An 18,313-nucleotide genomic window follows, 5' to 3' on the forward strand; every position below is an offset into this window, starting at 1 on the left:
TCCAAACTCAGGTGAGGGTAACAGCTTCCCATTTGTCATTCTCCATGCAAGGTTCTGTTTTGATACAGAATTTGCACTTCGTTTGTGAATCCACCTGCTACATGTCTCTAGGCGCATAAGAACTGTTATGTTAAATATATCAGTGTTACTGACCTTGTTTTCCTAACGATTCCAGTTTCGCACGTAATTCAATCGTATACGACATCTTCACGCGCGTCTGATTTCCATCTCGGCACCAACGACCCGGTGTTCCACTCATAAAGCCAACCCACCAGCTCACCAGTCTCTCGATCAAAGATGCGTTTGACAGCCCGTGCATGAACCCGCTTGGGTTCTGCACCGGGCAAATGAGAGCTGTCGGCTCGGATTTTGGACGAGCGACGCAGAACAATCGGGCCAGTCGATATCATTCTTGTTTGGGCAATTCTCGCCATAGTCGCTCCCCCAGAATTCCAGGTCCTTACGCGGGTAAGAGTCCATGCTCGCCGAAGCGTCATCGGCAGCACCCCGCTTCCCGTCCCAGTTGTGGTTACGAAAGCTGCGATTGCACGATAAGATACGCAAAGGGGCGCAAAGGAGCGCAAAATTCGCGTATAAGATATTGATTAAAAACGGTAGATTTTTTATTGCGGCGCAGAAAAGCTCAGAGAACTTCAAAGTGCTGTTCGCCCGCCTAGCTGCAGAAGGGGCAGGCCGTCCAGTAGATCGGCAGGGCTTCGCTGATGGCCCTTGGACGCCCGAAACTCTTGCGGAAGCGGTGTCCTCGTTAGAAGGCAACGAGAATGGCATCGAGCTTCGCGCGGTGCAGACTTGGTTTCAAGATAACGACAACGGGATCAGCAACGATAATATTCGCTGGCTCGCCCGGATCTTCGGATGCTGCGACCCGGAAGAAGCAAGCAAATGGCAAGCTGAGCTGAAGGCATCTAAGGATCGCCTGACAAACCAACGGCGTGAGAAAAAACGTCAGGTCTGCAGTTCGGTGAGTCCAGAAGCCGAACCATTGCGTTTTGCGATGCCACAGATGTCTGAGCCACTAAATTATATCGTCAGCACAAGCGCCGCAATCACAACTGAAGACGGCGAACGCAGAGCAAAATCCCTGGCGGAAAAGTGCGAATGGATGCTCAGCGGTTCAGGATCAATGAACGTGTTGATCGCATATTGGCTGGTTGTCTGTGGATTGGGTTTGTTGAATTATGTTCTGGGTACTCTGAGCGTCACATACAGCCCATTCAATGGACTGGACAAGCAAGTCGGTTTCATCTGGGCGCCAACACTAACAGTTTTACCTCTGATCGCTTTGCCAGCATTCATTTTTTACGTAAGTGACTTAAACACCTACTGGAAGGGTGTCGGTCGGACCAAATGCACGGCTCATGACGTGATTTCAGTCAAAATCGGGAGCAACGAAGCGTGGTTTGCGAAGGTCAACGACTATTCGTTCTCTTTCTGGGGGATTGCTTTGTTCTGCTTCCTGTTCGTCTTTGGATTCCAGTGGGCCGGCATCTATGTGCCTGCCTATCTATCTGGTGACACCAATGGCGTTCAGATTGATAGATACTTGGTCACATTGGTGCGTCCCGAGGTCATTTCTGTGGCAGAGGCAATGGCTTTGTCATTCATTGGCTATCTCTACACGGCGTCCTATATCGCGATCTTCATGTTTGGATTGCTGTTCCTGGTCATCATCGTCCTAGACTATCATGACCTCTGTACGACCGCTGACCTTGAAGGAAGCACCGCGGATACAAACCAAATCAGGAAAGAAGGCCAGAAGATCGTATGGGGCGGGTTTCGCATAGCGGTCTTTGCGCTCTGGCTGGCATCGCTGGTCAAGCTACAGATCACTTATCTATCTTCTGACAGTCCAAACTTCGTAACTTGGCTGAGCACCGATGCGCTGAGCGTTTTTGGGGCGAACAGCATTCGCAACGGTTGGTTGGAGAATACTTCAATAAGCCACTTCACAACCTTCATGATGATGGTCGTCACCGTCACTATTTTCATGGTGTGCGCGCTGAAAATACAGACAGTCTTTGAGCGCTTATCTGTCTACGACGACGACTATCCGTTTTCCCGCGATCGGGTCGCAATCGTAAAGATGCTTGCAGTTATTGGGTTGCTGTCGTTCAACTTGGTACTTGTGGGAAGATTCACCGGATTTTCGCTTCTTGTTGCAGCCAGTACGCTAGCTTCGTTGCATGTGCTATCCGGACCAAGATTACGAACATTTTAGGTGGGTGATGGAACAGGCAAAATTCTATGGTGATATTGCAGAAGGCCCTGCATCAGGCAACGCCTACTGGATAGAAACGGATGATGGCGTCCGTGTTCGGGTTGGCACTTACGATTCCGAAGCCGAGGCCAAGGGCACGATCTTACTCATGCTCGGTCGCTTCGGTTATGTTGAGAGATACGGACGGGTTGCAAAGACGTTTGCAGAGAAGGGTTATTCAACCGCGATCATAGACTGGCGTAGCCAGGGTTTATCCGATCGAATGGCGCCTGATCCACAAGCAGGACACATCGTGAGTTTTTCTGACTATCAAAAAGATGTTGCGGCGTTCCTGAAGGCTGCTGAAGAACTACAGTTGCCAAAGCCATACTTTTTGGTCGGCGTGTCCATGGGTGCCTGTATCGGCTTTCGCGCCATGCTTGACGGTCTTCCTGTTGCAGCGTCGGCTTTCATTTCTCCTATGTTTGGCATCAAGATGTCCACAATTCAGCGCATCGCTGCTTGGCCTCTTTCGTGGGCATTCCAAAAATTGGGTATGGGCCAAAAATACGTACCTGGGGAAAGTGGCGCGATATATGTTTTGGAAACGCCATTCGAAAACAATAACCTTACGCACAATAATGCGATGTACGATTATTGGGTCAAGCAAGCACAAGCTGCGCCCGAGCTTCAGATCGGCGGACCAACAATGTCGTGGCTCCATGAAGCACTCGCAGAGTGCCGGAGGCTTTCAACCGTTCCCTCCCCCAGTGTTCCTTGCATCACCTTTTGCGGCGAACTTGATCAGCTCGTCGACAACGCCTCAATCAAGCGGCGTATGGAGAAATGGCCGAATGCCGAATTTTCCATGATCCGAAACGCCAAGCATGACGTGTTGACTGAGATCCCAGAAGTAGGCGGCGACGTGATGATCCAGATTTTCGATTTCTTTGCAAGAGCGAATTCTGCAGCAAAGCGGTAGTGGGGCAAGCTGGCCTGCGGGCTTTTTCCGGAGCGTGCATCAAAGGTAGAAAGGCGCGGACGGAACTACCATTCGGACACTTCCGGTAAAAGCTTTGCGATGTGATAGATCAAATAAAAGATCAGCATCGTCCAGATGCGTACAACTTCAGTCCCGCGTCGCTGCGGGCGTGACACCGAAAACTCGGCGGATGACGACTGTCATATGGGCGTGGTTGGGAAAACCGGCGTCGAAGGCGATTTACCCAATGCAACAGGATGTGATAGCAGCAGGCCATCATGCTCGAGAGCGAAACCGGCGGACCGGCTTAGCTCTAAATGAGTTGAGTCCGATTAGGGTTATAATGTCATTTGAATTTGAGATACTTGAACGATGTCTTTTGGCGACTAAGCCTCAGGGGTCGGTGGTGAAGTGAGGCTTGGCCCCGTGCTGTTACTCTGGCGCATCCCGAATGCGAACACCCAAAGCCCCGCAAACACAAGACTGAAGACTGCGTTCCAACTGGCCATCGACAAAGTTAGAAATTCCCATGCCACCTGATCGCACATGACCAGGCTAGATGGCCCATCGGTAGACAAAAGGTCCTCGGCCGACATTGAGCTCATGTCGAGCCCGGACCCGGTACAGGATGTAGGCCCTTCCCACCAATCCCGTTCGACACCCGTGTGGAAGACGCCGAGTGCCGCAGTCGTTGCCGCAGAAGCTGCGCCGATGAGCAAGAGTGGAATAATCGGTAGTCCGATCGCCAAAAGCAGACCCATGCCGATTGCAACTACATGCGGATACCGCTGCCAAATGCACATCGCGCAGGGCGCATAGCCCAAAGCCTGAAAGACGAAAGCTGCAAAGAGCAAAGCCGCCGACCCAGCAGCCGCGAGAAGACCAATTTGTTTTCCCGAATAGCTCAAGCTTTAATCCGTTCATGACAGCAATATTGCCAGAGGTTGAAAATGCATTTGCACCCGACCTCCGATCCTCTGAATATCTCCGCAATGCCATGTTTTCACGAATAATATTGTATCGGTTTGTAAAGTTGACGCGTCGCAAGTTGAGACGGTATGACTGACCGCCAATGCGACCCCAATTTACGGCTGAGGATGGACACCAAGAAGCGATCAACGCTATTGACGATCGGTGCGATCTTAGCGGGTTACACTGCCCTCCGTACGGTGCCCTCTTTGCTGCCCGAAAGGCTCGAACTCGTGCCGCTCGACACTCCGATTGGTTTTCGAAAATATGTGGCGGGAGAGACTTCAGGCGGATTTGACCCATTCGTAGGTTTGGGCAACGTTGACAGTGCTGAGGCGACAGCACGGAAAGCCGCGGCCCTGAAGAGGGTGTCCGAAGATATTTGTGGTGCGCTCTATGGGGGTCTTGAAACGACTGCATCGAAGATTCCGATGGCCTCGTTCTCAGATTATTACTGTCCCTTCTGCCGAGTGCAAACCAAACGTCTGGCGGATATGTCACAAGAGATGGATGACGAGGTTGTGGTCGCATGGCATGAGCTTCCGCTGCTCGGAGATAGCTCGAACCTGGCCGCCAAAGCCGCGTTAGCGGCAAAACGACAAGGGGCCTACGTCGCGTTCCATGAGAGGTTGATGAAGAGCCCATTTCAAGCAACGCCCGAGTATCTCCGTCGACTGTCGGATGATCTTGGTGTTGATGGCACCAAATTGGTTGCCGACATGGAAAGCGCCGAGATTGCCCAAGAACTGGAAAATAGTGCGGCTCTTGCCCGGGTCTTTGCCTTTGTAGGCACACCTGCGCTTGTGATTGGTCGTACCGTCGTTCAAGGCCAGATCAGCGACAAAATGATCGAACAGATCGTCGAACTGGAGCGCGAAGAAGGTTGGGGCGTGGTATGTGTTTCAGTGTAGAGCCTAATTGGATTTGCCATGCCCGTCTCCTTTGGGGCCTTAGGAACTGTCGCAAAAATTCCGCCGCCAATAGGTTGGCCCAGGGATCTGCGCCTGCTTTTGAGCAACAACGACGAAAGCGCCCCAAATGATGTTGCGAGCCCCGAGGTGTCTTGTTTTGGCGTTGATGGCGTGTCTCTGGGCATCCATGAGCGTCGCAGCGTCAACTGATACTTACGAGAACACGGCGATTTCAGCGCGGCTTATCTCTGTCGAAAATGGCGTTGCGACGAATTCCGGAACTTTGTCACTCGGCCTCGACATCAAGCTGGCCGAGGGCTGGAAAGCCTATTGGCGCTCACCCGGCGAGGTCGGTCTGCCGCCTGAAATCTCGTGGGATGGATCGACAAACCTGGCGACGGCACAGATTCTCTGGCCTGCGCCTGAGCGTTTCACAGCATTCGGGATCGAGAATTTCGGGTACAACAAACGTGTTGTCCTTCCCATCCAGGCGGTTCTTGAAACAGCCGGACAGGCGGTCGAGCTTCAGGCGGGAGTCACGCTGTTAACCTGCTCGACCGTGTGCGTGCCCCATGATTTCAACCTCGCTCTGACGATCCCGGCTGGCGCTGGAATTGATGCGGCCTCCGCTTCGCTTATCTCCGAGTTTGCCGAACGGGTGCCGCTTGGTCCCGATGCGGCTGACATCGAGGTCGAGACGGCTGTAATCGCCGATGGCGCGCTCTACGTCACAGCGCGCAGTGCAAACGCCTTTGTGAACCCGGACGTATTCCCGGAAATGGGACCGACATTTACCTTCGGAAAGCCGGACATCCGAACGAACAGCGCGGGAACGGAACTTTGGGCGAAATTGCCCCTCTTGGCCAGTGAAGAACAATTGCCACTGTTGCAAGTTACGGTGACAGACGGGTCACGCGCCGTGACGGCCATGCCTGAGTGGTCAAATACCGTCCCGGATGCGCCTTTCGAGCTTGTGGCGAACCTGCCTGATCTGGCGCAGATACTGGCGATCGCCGCCTTTGCTTTCCTCGGTGGTTTGATCCTGAATGTCATGCCCTGCGTTCTGCCCGTCCTGTCCATCAAACTGACATCGGTTCTCAATCATGGAGACAAACCATCACACGAGGTTCGGAACGGATTCCTGATGTCGGCGCTTGGCGTGCTGGTGTTCATGTGGGTGCTGTCCGCTGGAATTTTGGTCTTGCAGTCCGTCGGGATCACGGTGGGATGGGGTCTGCAATTCCAAAACCCTGTTTTCCTGACAATCATGTTTCTGGTCCTGACTGTCTTTGCCGCCAATCTGTTCGGGATATTCGAGATTTCGCTGCCTTCCGGGTTACAGTCGCGGCTGGCCAGATCAAGCAGTCGGGACGGTTACATCGGGGATTTCGCGACGGGTGCCTTTGCTGCGGTACTGGCAACGCCCTGTTCAGCCCCCTTCCTTGGGACGGCGGTGGCCTTTGCCCTGTCCGGTCGCCCAATTGATGTCATCATCGTGTTCACGGCTTTGGGCCTTGGGCTGTCCCTGCCCTATCTGCTGTTTGCCTGGAAGCCCGGCATGGTCCGACTGTTGCCCAAGCCCGGCCGATGGATGCTTGTCGTTAAGTGGGTGCTTGCCGGTCTTTTGGCGGGCACCGCGATCTGGCTGCTCTGGGTCCTGATGGGCGTGTCGGGAGTCCGGGTTGCCGTCTCGGTTCTAGTACTTGCAGTGTTCTTCGTTCTCTTTGCCACCATCCGGCTGCCAGGGAGATTTACGCGACCTGCCGCGCTGGCTGCCGTTGCCGTTCTCAGCCTTGCACTTCCTCGTACCATGGCCCCCCCGCCAACGATAAAAGAGATTGGTCAGGATTGGGTCACATTCGACCGCTCCGAAATCCCAAGACTGATCTCTCAGGGCCAGACGGTCTTTGTCGACGTCACCGCAGATTGGTGCCTCACCTGCAAGGCAAACAAGACGCTTGTTCTGGACCGAGTGCCGGTCGTTGACCGATTGCGAGACGAAAAAGTCGTCGCAATGCAGGCCGACTGGACGCGGCCCAATCCCGATATTTCGCGATATCTGGAGGCCCACAACAGGTTTGGGATACCCTTTAACATCGTCTATGGGCCGAATGCGCCGGACGGGATCATATTGTCCGAAGTCCTGACATCTGACGCTGTTCTAAACGCATTGGACGCCGCCGCGCTCGCCGTAGACAAATAAGGTCAGGATCCTTTGGCGAGGTCCTCCAGTATAGGACAGTCTGGCCGATGATCGCCTTGGCACGCTTCGACGAGGTGCGATAGCGTCTTTCGCATTGACTTGAGTTGGGCGATTTTGCTGTCAATGGCCGTAAGATGCTCTTTCGCGACCGATTTTACTTGCGCGCTTTCCCGCGTCTCATCTTCATATAGACCAAGAAGCGTGCGGCAATCTTCAATCGAAAAACCCAGTGTTCGAGCACGGCCCAGGAACGCCAGCTTGTGAATGTCGCTCTCCCGAAAGGCGCGGTACCCGTTATCGCTGCGCAGAGGTCGAACAAGACCAATATCCTCGTAGTAGCGGATTGTCTTTGGTGGCAAGCCCGCGCGTTCTGATACTTCGCCGATATTCACCTTGGCCTCCTATTCTGCTGGCTGCGTTGTGAGTTTCGTTGCGGGTTGCTGGGGCGCGTCACCTTCTGCCATCGTCGGTTTGATACGGCGCAGACGAAGCGCATTGCTCAGAACCGATACCGAAGACAGCGCCATGGCCCCGGCGGCAAAGATGGGTGACAACAGCAGCCCAAAGGCGGGATAGAGTGCGCCCGCTGCGACCGGAATCAACGCCACATTGTATCCAAAGGCCCATATGAGGTTCTGCCGGATGTTGCGCATGGTCGTGCGAGCCACTTCAATGGCGTTCACCACGCCGCGCAAATCCCCGGACATCAACACCACGTCGGCACTTTCAATGGCCACATCCGTGCCGGTTCCGATGGCGATGCCGACATCGGCATGGGCCAGCGCTGGTGCGTCGTTGATGCCATCGCCGACAAAGGCGATCTTGCGATTGCCCTGCTTCAGTTCCTGGAGCGCTGCAACTTTTCCATCTGGCAGCACCCCGGCCACAACGTGGTCGATCCCGACCTCGCGGGCAATCGCGTCTGCTGTGGCCTTCTTGTCGCCAGTGATCATGGCGACTTTGATCCCGCGATCATGCAGGGCACGGATGACATCGGCGCTGGACGATTTCACCGGGTCAGAAACAGCAATCACTGCCGCAAGGGATCCATCAACGGCGGCAAAGAGCGCGGTACGTCCCTTGTCAGCCAATGCCCGTTCCCGATCTTCCAACGGGCCAATGTCGATGCCCCGTTGCGCCATGAAGCGATCGGCGCCAACAAGTACTTTGCGGCCCTGGACCAGAGCTTCGACGCCGTAGCCCGTCACGGAACGGAACTCTGTAGCATCCGGCCAGGACACGCCTTCGTTTTCCGCAGACTGCACAATGGCTTCGGCCACGGGATGCTCGGATTGCGCTTCGACAGATGCGATGAGGGCGAGTGTCTCTGCACGATCAAAGCCATCAGTCGTAATGAGATCGGTCAGGCTTGGCTGACCTTGTGTGACGGTTCCCGTCTTGTCGAGCGCAACAATATCAACTTCATCCAGATGTTGCAGCGCATCCCCTTTGCGGAAGAAAACCCCCATTTCGGCCGCGCGGCCCGTGCCCACCATGATTGAGGTGGGCGTGGCCAATCCCATGGCACAAGGGCACGCAATGATCAAAACAGACACGCCTGCGACCAGGGCAAAGGTCAGGGCCGGATCAGGACCAACCAGAAGCCAGACAGCCACGGTCACGAGCGCCAGAACCAGAACGGCCGGTACGAACCACATGGTGACACGATCGACAAGCCCCTGGATCGGCAGCTTCGCGCCCTGCGCTTCTTCCACCATACGAATGATCTGGGCGAGCGTGGTATCGGCCCCGACCCGAGTGGCCGCGATGGTCAGGCTACCGGTGCCGTTCACGGTGCCGCCGGTCACTGGATTGCCCGCCGTTTTCGGAACGGCAAGGGGTTCGCCAGTGATCATGCTTTCATCGACATTGCTTGACCCGTCTGTCACGTCGCCATCGACGGGCACCCTTTCACCGGGACGCACTAGGACCAGATCCCCGATCCGAAGTGCCTCGATCTCGACCTCGCTGGCCTGTCCGTTGCGCAGAACCCGCGCCGTCCTTGCCTGCAAGCCCAAAAGCGCCTGTATGGCGGCACCGGTCTTACCCTTTGCGCGGGCTTCCAGAAAGCGCCCCAGCAGGATAAGCACGACAATGACCGCAGCCGCTTCGAAATAAACGGCTCGAACGCCGTCGGGCAGCAGGTCGGGCAAAAACGTCGCCACGACTGAATAGCTCCATGCCGCACCTGTGCCGAGTGCGACAAGGCTGTTCATATCCGGAACACGTCTGAGCAGCGCCGGAATGCCTTTTGCAAAAAAGCCCCAACCCGGTCCAAACAGAACCACCGTCGCAAGCGCGAACTGGATCAACCAAGAAGTCTGGATGCCGATTGTACGCTCAATCAACTCCTCAAAGCCCGGGATCGTGTGTTTGCCCATTTCCAGAATGAACACCGGAACGGTCAGAATAGCGGCAAACACGACGCGGCGCGCCAGGACCTTTGCCTCGTCGGCCTTGCGTTCTGATCGGCTGACCTGCGCATCTGTATCTGCAACTTCGGCAGGGTATCCTGCAGCCGTGCTAGACTCGGCGATTTCTTTAGGTGTGATGACATCTGGCAGATAGCTGACAGCCGCCGTTTCGGCAGCGAGATTGACCGCCACGTCTAAAATACCCGGCGCGGCCTTTAGGGCCTGTTCAACCTGACCCACACAGGATGCGCAGGACATCGCCCCCACATTCAACGTGACCCGGGCCGTTCTGGCCGGATAGCCAGCAGCTGACAGGGCCTCGATTGCGGCACCTGTGGCAGCAGGAAAATCACTTTGGAACCGCACCGTCTCCTTGGCAAGGTTCACGCTTGCGCCCGAAACACCAGGCACATCATTCAGGGCATTTTCGACCCGTCCGACACATGACGCACAGCTCATGCCGGTGATTGAAAGCTGTATGGAACTGGAACCTGTCATCAAAGCATCCTCTACCAAGTCGCTTTCAATCTAAAGCTTCCAGTTGCGGGAAGCTCAAGAGGGAAACTGAATTTTTTTGCGGTCAAAAGTGTCTTGACCTTCCCGCCAGTGGAATCAGCAACAGTCAGGTCGCGTTGCAAATGGAGACCCTCATGATTTTTTCCGTCCCGAAAATGACCTGTGAACACTGCACATCCGCCATCGAAAGCGGTATCAAGGCGAAAGACCCATCGGGCGTCATTGCGACCGATCTGGACCATTGCCTCGTCACTGTCCAAAGCACATTGGAACAAGCCGCCGTGCGGCAAGCCATCGTTGACGCAGGCTACGACGCTTCAGCCGCGTAGGCTTGTCCTTATTCGGCGGCCCGGGCCTGATCGACAAGTTCAATCATCTGGTCCGCCTGAATCAGACCCGGCGCAAGACTGTCGCCGATCACGAATGAAGGTGTGCCACTGAACCCCAGCGACTGCGCAAGCCGCATGGAAGTTTGAATGTGCTCTTCAATTTCCGGTGCGGTCATGTCGCGACGCAGCTGTGCAACATCGAGGCCGATGTCTTCCGCAACGCGAATAATCGTGGCTTCCTCAGCGCGTTGCTTTAACTGCATCATCGCCCAGTGGAATTCTTCATACTTGCCCTGATTGCGCGAAGCCAATGCCGCGCGGGCGGCAAACACCGAACCCTCCCCCAAAATCGGCCACTCTCGATACACGACCCTGACGTTGGGATCGGCGGCAAGCAGTGCCTCCATTTCAGGTTTGACCCTACGGCAATATGGGCAGTTGTAATCGAAGAATTCCACAACCGTGACATCGCCCTCCGGATTGCCCAGAACAGGTGCGTTTGGATCATTTTCAAGCGTGGCTTTTTCAGTATCGAGAACCTCCGCTGCGGCTTGCGCCTGCAAAGCTTGTTGCTGCTCTTCGAACAATTGGGCGGCCTCGAATACAATGCCCGGATTTTCGCGGATGGCTTCCAGCACAAGTTCCTTGATCCGGTTTTCGTCAAGGCCGTCTGCCATCGCAGCTATGGGAAGCATCACAAGTGCAGCGGTGGCTAAAAATCTCTTCATTACCCGTCTCCTTTTGACGCTATGTCCTGTGCCGTTCGATCGGCCTGCGCGGCGCGTTCACGCTCCGGCCAGATTGATTTGATGTATGCGAGGATGTTCCAGATGTCCTCGTCGCTCAGTTGTTCGCCGAAACCCGGCATGCCGCTGTTGAATTCAATGCCTTGCGCGGCGAGCGTCGCCTGGCCCCCTTGCTTGGTGTAGGTAAAAAGCATGCTGTCAGGATGATGCCATGTATGTCCGGTCGCGTCGTGCGGAGGAGCTGGCAGGCTTCCATCTTCGCGCGGCGTGCGCCAGTCTTCCTCGCCCTCTAGGTTTGCACCATGGCACGCGGCGCAGTTTTCCGCGTAAAGGATCTCACCTGCGGCTATGTCGACCGGGCCGGCGCTCGCGGAGTTTGACGAAAGGGGCGCGTCGCCGATTTCAGTCCAAAGGAAGGCCGCAACCGCCGCGACACCCGCAAGTCCAAGCCCGAGATATGCAGATCGGGTCATCATCCAACAACGATCTTGGTCATCATGCCCGAGGCCGCATGTGACAACATATGGCAATGCAGCAGCCACTGGCCAGGATTGTCCGCCACGAACGCGACTTCACGCGTCTCTCCGCGTTCAAGGAGCGTGGTATCACGTAGTGGTCCGAGCGTGCCATCCTCTGCCACTTCATGAAAGTGCATACCATGCAGGTGCATGGCATGTGGGAAAACCGTATCGTTCACCATCTTCAAACGCACATTCTGCCCTCGGTCCAATCGCGCGAAAGGTTCGCCGTCGATACCGTCAACCTTCCCGTTGAACGACCAGAAATACCCGGCTTGAACAAGCTCGCCCATCGGCTTGATTTCCCCACCAAGAGACGCGGAACTCAAACGGCCCATCGCGCCCCCTTCCATACTCAGACTGAGCGTTGTGGCGTCCTGCAGATCAACCATTGCGTGGTCATTCGGAGGCAGGGCCGCGGGCGCATCCCTGCGGTTTACGGTGCCACCTTCCTCGACCTCGAAAGCGACCTGGCTAAAAGTCTCTTCGCGACCAACCTGAACGATATGGGCCGTTTCTCCGACGTTTGCCGCTACATCGACGATCAGGTCAATACGTTGGGCCGGTGCAAGGGTCATGGTGTCAGTTACCTTCAACGGTGCAGTCAACGGCATCCCATCAAGGGCGACCAACCACCCGTCGAGTCCATCCAAGCCCAACTGGAAATTGCGCGCGTTGGAGGCATTGACGAGCCGCAGACGCAGGCGTTCATTCCTGCGCGCAGACAAAGCGAGATTAAAAGTCCCGTTGGTCGTAATCAGGTTTCCGAGCCTTCCCGCGTGGCTGAGATCACGAGGCGCACCAAAGTCATTCTGGATCTGGGCGGTTTCGGGATTGATGCGCCAATCATCAAGTATCAAAACCTCCTCCCGATCAATATCGAGGGCCTCCGCTTCTTCAACGATCAGGGCGCCATAGAGTCCCCTGGCCACCTGTTCCAACGAACGGTTATGCGCGTGATACCAGTAGGTGCCAGCGTCCGGGACAAAAAAGTCATAGTCGAAGGCATCCCCTGGCTGGACGGCATCCTGCGTCAGGCCCGAAACGCCATCCATGGCGTTGTCGATCCGGATTCCGTGCCAGTGCGTTGAAGTTCCTTGGGAAAACCGATTGACCAATCTGCGCTGCACCCGACCACCTTGGGCGACACGGATTTCCGGGCCCGGTGAACTCCCGTCAAAGCACCAAAGCGAAGTTTTGCCATAGTCACCAGGCAGCAACTGCACGTCGCTCTCTTGTGCAATCAGGTTGGTTGGCGGTGAATTGGCGAAACCAGCAGAGGCTGACATCCCGGCAAATGCGCTGGATGTGGCGAGAAACTGGCGTCGATTGAGCGTGATCATCTGTTGATTTCCAGTGCTATATATCGTTGTCCATAAGGTAGGTGGCCATCGCGGTCAGGTCTGCATCGCTTAGGAAGCTCGTTCCATAGCGTACAACTTCGGCCATTGATCCTCCAAAGACATCACCCGAAGGCGTGATGCCAGATCGCAATGCATAAGCCAGATCGTCTACTGTCCAACCTTCTGACAAAAGATCGCCGGAACGGATCGATGGGGCCTTGCCGCCTCCAGGCAGGGCATCGTTGCCCGAAAACCGTTCAGCCACAATGCGTGCACCTACAACGTTCCGCGTCGTATGACAGGCAGAGCAATGTGCGGCACCGTTAACCAGCAGCTTGCCCCGGTTCCAGACGTCGCTTTTGTCGGCTTCGGGTGCCGTAAAGGGTTCCGTCAAAAACGCCGCTCTCCAAAGCTTCATCCCCCATCGTTGATCGAACGGAAAAGGGACGTCGTGGGCCGGCGCTGGCACGTTCACGGCTGGCACGGTCTGGAATGCGGCCCACAGGTCAGCAATGTCCTGATCCGTGAAATTTGCATAAAACGGATACGTGAAGGTCGGATAATAGGGATCGCCGTCAGGAGAGATACCCTGCCTCACTGCTTTTGCGAAGTCTGCCACGGTCCAGTTTCCCATTCCATGTTCCGCGTCGGTTGTAAGATTTGGCGGGTAAAAGGTGCCAAAGTCTGTCTTGAGAGGGGCACCCCCGGCCAGCGGGGCACCTCCGGATTCAAAGTGTGTGTGGCACGCGATACAACCGCTGGCCCGTGCCAAATACGATCCCCGTTCAACATCCCCGGCCAGACTTATCTCTGTCTCGGATGCTCCGATCGGCCAGGCTATCGTTGCCGCGACAACTCCGATCCCACCGACGCACCCCGCGCCAATAATCCAATGCCACCAGCGCATTTGCTTACTCGTCTTCTTTGCGGAATTTCTGATGACAGGCCGAACATGTCTGAGCAACCATTGTGAACGCCGCGTCTGCGGGCATGTTGGCAAACATCTCGCCCGTCATGACCTGGTTCGATCCCATCATACCTCCACCCATCATGGAGGCAGCGCCACCGCCCATCATCCCGCCGGTTGTGCCGCCCATCATTGATCCACTGTCGTTGCTTTGTGCTGTGGCCAGCCCATTACCTGCGCTTAACTTCAATCCTTCTGCGGCTGTTTTCAGGTCTTCCGCGAGGGCCGCGAACTGTTCGCTGTCTTCCCACACTGACGGCAACGCTTTGGACACGCCCCCACCCGACCCCTCGGGAAACAGCCGTGCCATCTGTTCACCCGAATGCCCGACCATTGCGTCTGCCTCACGACGTACCAGATCGGCATCGTATGGAACTTGACCCCGCATCATCGGGATGAGTGTCTTGATGGATTCTCCCATCGCAGACATGCCTTGCATGCGCTCGAGGACAACACCCGTTGCCCCAGTATGCGCCCAAGCCGCGACGCCGATCGTCGCAATGACCGTGGATGTGATCCAAACCTTTATTCGCATTTCCAGCACTCCATTAGTTGATCCCGTTTGCACGCTGCAGTTCCCGCACATATTCAACAGCCATTTTCACGCCGCTGTTTATGAAGCTTTCGACCGGCTGCAACTGCTGCCAGATCACAGGCGCCCCCCGACAACCAGGACCGCCGCGATGAAAATGCCGGATCTCGCCATCAGATTAGCTTGACTTGAGTGCCAACTGGCGTCCGGTCATACACTTCGATGATTTGTTCGTTAAACAGACCAATGCAGCCGTTTGATGAGCGCCGCCCGATCTTGCGTGTATCGTTTGTCCCGTGGATTCTGTAATACTGCCATGTCAAATGCATGGCCCGGATGCCCAAAGGGTTTTCCGGTCCGGGGGGCACATAGGATGGCAGAGTGGGGTCTCTTTCAAGCATGGACGGTGTTGGCGCCCAGTCCGGCTCTGGATCCTTGAAGATGATTTCGGTGTATCCGCGCCGCGTTAGCTCGTCTGTCATCGGCACGGACGTTGGATAGATACGCATTTCGCCGTCTGCGGTCCAATGTTGCAGAACACGTGAAACCGTATCCGAAATAATGATGCCATTTCCGAGCCGATCAAAGTGATCCTGCCAAGCATGCGTTCGGAACGAAGACATGTTGCGCCGAACCGGAGCTTGTTCTTGCGCGCCTAGAATAGAAGGCGCTGCGAATGCTGCCGCCCCTACCCCGGTAGAGAATGCGCGACGTGTCAAAACTGTTTGTTTGCGGGTCATGGGACCAACCTCGATTAGGGTACCTGCTTCCTTGTTAGATTACCCAATCGCATGGTTTCCCTGAATAGCTGGGCGGTTGGTTTTTTGTAACTATATGTATCGCTATCAAGGCTCTGTGAGCGTTTTTGCTATTCTCACGTGGCGAAAGGTTTGAGCACAACACGCGTCTGGATCGGGACTTGCTCGTATAACTCGACAATTTGGTTGTTCGTAAGCCTCGCGCAACCGTTCGAGACGCGTCGACCGATCGTCTTCGGGTCCGTGGTTCCGTGAATCCTTAGGTATGTGTCTCCTCGACCCGGTTGAAAGAGGTACAACGCTCTTGCACCCAGTGGATTTTTTAGTCCCCCAGGAACACCGCCGGCAAAACGAAGATATCGGCCCGGCTCTCTGCTTATCATTGCAGGTGTCGGCGTCCAGCGCGGCCACTTTTGCTTGCGCGCGACATAGAACTCGCCGGATTCATAGAGGCCTTCCCTGCCAATTCCGACCGTGTACCTGACCGCCCGATGGTTCGGCAAAGTCCAAAACAACGCGAACTGGTTCGGATCGACATGTATTTCTCCCGGCTTCCCTGCCTCGGAATACTCAACTTCGCGCGGCAAATGCTCAGGAGGCACGACAGATGGTCCGATGCGGCGATCATGCTCTGCGTCACTATGAGCAAATGCTGTTTTTCCGCACACGGAAAGAGCAATAACAGACGTCAGAAAATGTCTTCGTTTCATATACGTACCTTGGGAAATTATTGTGTTTTGAGGTTAGTAATAGCATGCGCTATACGTGGCGAAAGAGACTCTTGTCGCGAGGTGCCGGCACCCGGCCTGATTGGCAGCGTGATTTCTGCGCGGAGCCCCGCATCAACGCGATTTTTCAACAAAATGGAACCGCCGTGCTCAAGGACGATACTTCGCGCAATTGACAGCCCCAAACCATGACCGCCCGTTTCTTGTGATCGCGACGTCTCAAGTCGGACATAAGGCCCGAAGACGGCCTCTAGTTGATTTTCGGGGATGCCGGGCCCATTGTCGTCAACGGCGATCACTACCTCATCGCCCGACCTTTCCCAAGATACTCTGGCCTCGTTCCCATAGCGGATCGCGTTCTCAATCAGGTTTCTCATGGCGCGCCGCATCGCACTTGGCTTCACAGATGCGATCAGGGGCCCTTCGCTGTTCATTTGAACCTTGTCCAACCCCATACCGGTAATCAGATCATGAAGATCAATGGATTGGACGTCTTCATGCTGGCCCACACCCTTCGCGAAATCCAGAGTTGCATCGACCATTTGTTGCATCTCTTCGCTCGATGTTACTAAGGATGCGCGTGTATCCTCATCATCTACCATCTCTGCCCGCACGCGAAGGGCGGTCAGAGGGGACCGGAGATCGTGCGCAAGCGCCGCAAGCATCTGGGTTCGGTCACTGACAAAACGCGTCAGGCGATCCTGCATAGTATTGAACGCATGGGTCAGGTCTTGCACTTCCTTCGGTCCCACAACCGGCAAGTCCCCCTCTCCGGCACCACGCCCCAAGCGTTCGGATGCGTTTGCCAGGTTGTTGAGTGGGCCGGTCAATCTGGAGAGAAGAAACCAGAAACTGGCAACCAAGAGAAGGCCCGCAGTCACAGCAAATGATATGTTGGAGGCGAGGGATGATTGCAGCGGCGGCCTTTCAAATCGCGTACCGACGTTGAGCCAACTTCCACCTGCCAATGCAATAGAAAGCTCCATTTCAATGGCAGCAAGCCTGCCTTGCATCATTTCAGCATGCATATCTGCCATTTCCGGTGACAGATTTGGAAGTGGCAGCAGGCCTCCTTCAATTTCATGAACCTCAACCCGAATATCACGGCTGTAACTCTCTCCCAGCAATGCCCGGATCCGTGCCTCAACCGCCCCGCCTTCATCATGATCTCCATGGGGGACCGTTGGAGCATTTGCCAGATCGAAACGCACAAGCGGTGAGGTCGCAGCGCGAATGATCTGCGCGTGCAGTTCCGGGGGAGCCCCTTCAATCAACTGAGCGACGTTTGCCGCGCGCGCCGCTGCTTCGGCGCCGATCGCAGCCTGTACGGCAAGCGATCTTTCATCAACAAAGAACCACAGGCTTAGGGCCTGTGCGAGGGACAGTACGCCGAGGACCAGAAGCGCAATCTGCGCGCGCAACGTCCGTGGTAACATCTTCATGCGCATATCTCGACATCGCAAGACAGGCTGTATCCACCATTACGCACAGTCGCGATGACCCTGGGCCGCAATACATCCTGCTCGATTTTCCTGCGCAATCGGCTCACCTGATTGTCTATTGTTCGATCCAGAGGCCCCGCTATGCGTCCTGTGCTGAGTTCAAGAAGGTGGTCTCTGTCGAGGACGGCCCTCGGCCTTTTGAGGAACAGCGTTAGCAATTTCAGTTCCCCGGACGTGAGTTGCGTGCGGGACCCAGTTTGGTCAATCAGAGTGCGACCGTCGACATCTAGCTCAAGATGTGCAAATTTGACTGTCTTCCCGGCAAAGTCGTCGATCTGCGGGATTTGCTGCGTTCGTCGCAGAATTGCATTAATCCGCGCCAACAGTTCTTTGGGGTTGAAGGGCTTCGCAAGGTAGTCGTCCGCCCCGCCGTCCAGGCCAGCTATGCGGTTGTCATCGTCTCCCAATGCGGTCAGCATCAGGATCGGTGTATGTCCTTCCCTGCGCAGCCGCCGACACGCGGACAACCCGTCTTCCCCCGGCATCATGACATCCAACACGATGAGATCGAAATTGGCTTCTGCGAGCTTACTGTCCATCTGTTCGGCATTCTCTGCCGCAGATGCACGTAGTCCGTTCCGTTCCAGATAACTTGTTACGGATTTTCTGATCTCTGAATGGTCGTCGACGACCAGTATACGTGGTTGCTCTTTCATATTGTCTTTATAGACATTCCG

Annotated in this window: 18 protein-coding genes; 5 read left to right on the forward strand and 13 right to left on the reverse strand. The window is 55.5% G+C overall.

The features are described from left to right. Window positions 1-188 precede the first annotated feature (188 nt). A complete protein-coding gene (locus tag BCF46_RS17830) occupies window positions 189-434 on the reverse strand; it encodes a hypothetical protein (protein ID WP_147436016.1) in 246 nt (81 codons plus the stop codon). Between the two features lie 44 nt (window positions 435-478). Here BCF46_RS17830 and BCF46_RS17835 point away from each other — a divergent pair, with 44 nt between their 5' ends. Together BCF46_RS17835 and BCF46_RS17840 are read left to right on the forward strand one after the other, a co-directional pair. Continuing rightward, window positions 479-2,239 (forward strand): RcgA family putative transporter, encoded by a 1,761-nt coding sequence (locus BCF46_RS17835; protein WP_121027685.1) that lies wholly within the window; start codon window positions 479-481, stop codon window positions 2,237-2,239. 7 nt (window positions 2,240-2,246) lie between these two features. Beyond that, the gene (locus BCF46_RS17840) at window positions 2,247-3,200 is read left to right on the forward strand and encodes an alpha/beta fold hydrolase (RefSeq protein WP_170157976.1); all 954 of its coding nucleotides are present in this window, start codon (window positions 2,247-2,249) and stop codon (window positions 3,198-3,200) included. A 386-nt stretch (window positions 3,201-3,586) separates the two neighbouring features. Here BCF46_RS17840 and BCF46_RS17845 read toward each other — a convergent pair whose 3' ends face one another. Next, window positions 3,587-4,108 (reverse strand): disulfide bond formation protein B, encoded by a 522-nt coding sequence (locus BCF46_RS17845; protein ID WP_121027691.1) that lies wholly within the window; start codon window positions 4,106-4,108, stop codon window positions 3,587-3,589. A 150-nt stretch (window positions 4,109-4,258) separates the two neighbouring features. On the opposite strand from BCF46_RS17845, the gene BCF46_RS17850 reads away from it, so the two are divergent. Both BCF46_RS17850 and BCF46_RS17855 read left to right on the forward strand, forming a co-directional pair. After that, window positions 4,259-5,080, forward strand: a complete 822-nt coding sequence (locus tag BCF46_RS17850; protein ID WP_245990238.1) for a DsbA family protein — start codon at window positions 4,259-4,261, stop codon at window positions 5,078-5,080. A 187-nt stretch (window positions 5,081-5,267) separates the two neighbouring features. Further along, window positions 5,268-7,283, forward strand: coding sequence for a protein-disulfide reductase DsbD family protein (locus tag BCF46_RS17855; RefSeq protein ID WP_121027697.1), 2,016 nt, complete (start codon window positions 5,268-5,270; stop codon window positions 7,281-7,283). Window positions 7,284-7,285: 2 nt separating this feature from the next. Here the strand turns inward: BCF46_RS17855 and cueR are convergent, their stop codons facing one another. Together cueR and BCF46_RS17865 are read right to left on the reverse strand one after the other, a co-directional pair. After that, entirely contained in the window at window positions 7,286-7,675 is a 390-nt protein-coding gene (gene cueR, locus BCF46_RS17860) for a Cu(I)-responsive transcriptional regulator (protein WP_121027700.1), read from the reverse strand. A 9-nt stretch (window positions 7,676-7,684) separates the two neighbouring features. Continuing rightward, a complete protein-coding gene (locus BCF46_RS17865; RefSeq protein WP_121027703.1) occupies window positions 7,685-10,195 on the reverse strand; it encodes a heavy metal translocating P-type ATPase in 2,511 nt (836 codons plus the stop codon). Window positions 10,196-10,347: 152 nt separating this feature from the next. Here BCF46_RS17865 and BCF46_RS17870 point away from each other — a divergent pair, with 152 nt between their 5' ends. Further along, complete coding sequence (locus BCF46_RS17870; protein WP_245990240.1) at window positions 10,348-10,542, forward strand: heavy-metal-associated domain-containing protein; 195 nt, start codon at window positions 10,348-10,350, stop codon at window positions 10,540-10,542. Between the two features lie 8 nt (window positions 10,543-10,550). Here BCF46_RS17870 and BCF46_RS17875 read toward each other — a convergent pair whose 3' ends face one another. The 9 genes from BCF46_RS17875 to BCF46_RS17915 form a co-directional block, all read right to left on the reverse strand. After that, a complete protein-coding gene (locus tag BCF46_RS17875) occupies window positions 10,551-11,270 on the reverse strand; it encodes a DsbA family protein (protein WP_072629808.1) in 720 nt (239 codons plus the stop codon). After that, window positions 11,270-11,761: a c-type cytochrome gene (locus BCF46_RS17880; RefSeq protein ID WP_425439448.1), complete on the reverse strand. Its 492-nt coding sequence runs from the start codon at window positions 11,759-11,761 to the stop codon at window positions 11,270-11,272. The genes BCF46_RS17875 and BCF46_RS17880 overlap by 1 nt, the downstream gene beginning before the upstream one ends. Further along, on the reverse strand, window positions 11,761-13,149 hold the full coding sequence (locus BCF46_RS17885; protein WP_121027709.1) for a multicopper oxidase family protein: 1,389 nt from the start codon (window positions 13,147-13,149) through the stop codon (window positions 11,761-11,763). Before BCF46_RS17885 ends, BCF46_RS17880 begins: the two co-directional genes overlap by 1 nt. A gap of 16 nt (window positions 13,150-13,165) precedes the next feature. Further along, complete coding sequence (locus BCF46_RS17890; protein ID WP_121027712.1) at window positions 13,166-14,056, reverse strand: c-type cytochrome; 891 nt, start codon at window positions 14,054-14,056, stop codon at window positions 13,166-13,168. Between the two features lie 4 nt (window positions 14,057-14,060). Continuing rightward, window positions 14,061-14,651: a c-type cytochrome gene (locus BCF46_RS17895; protein WP_121027715.1), complete on the reverse strand. Its 591-nt coding sequence runs from the start codon at window positions 14,649-14,651 to the stop codon at window positions 14,061-14,063. A 170-nt stretch (window positions 14,652-14,821) separates the two neighbouring features. After that, window positions 14,822-15,388, reverse strand: coding sequence for a L,D-transpeptidase (locus tag BCF46_RS17900; RefSeq protein WP_121027718.1), 567 nt, complete (start codon window positions 15,386-15,388; stop codon window positions 14,822-14,824). A gap of 134 nt (window positions 15,389-15,522) precedes the next feature. Continuing rightward, complete coding sequence (locus tag BCF46_RS17905; protein ID WP_072629813.1) at window positions 15,523-16,116, reverse strand: L,D-transpeptidase; 594 nt, start codon at window positions 16,114-16,116, stop codon at window positions 15,523-15,525. Window positions 16,117-16,133: 17 nt separating this feature from the next. Then, complete coding sequence (locus BCF46_RS17910; protein WP_121027991.1) at window positions 16,134-17,576, reverse strand: ATP-binding protein; 1,443 nt, start codon at window positions 17,574-17,576, stop codon at window positions 16,134-16,136. Beyond that, window positions 17,573-18,292: a response regulator gene (locus tag BCF46_RS17915; RefSeq protein ID WP_121027721.1), complete on the reverse strand. Its 720-nt coding sequence runs from the start codon at window positions 18,290-18,292 to the stop codon at window positions 17,573-17,575. Before BCF46_RS17915 ends, BCF46_RS17910 begins: the two co-directional genes overlap by 4 nt. Window positions 18,293-18,313 lie beyond the last annotated feature (21 nt).

It is taken from the genome of Litoreibacter meonggei, assembly GCF_003663885.1.
Classification (GTDB): Bacteria; Pseudomonadota; Alphaproteobacteria; order Rhodobacterales; family Rhodobacteraceae; genus Litoreibacter; species Litoreibacter meonggei.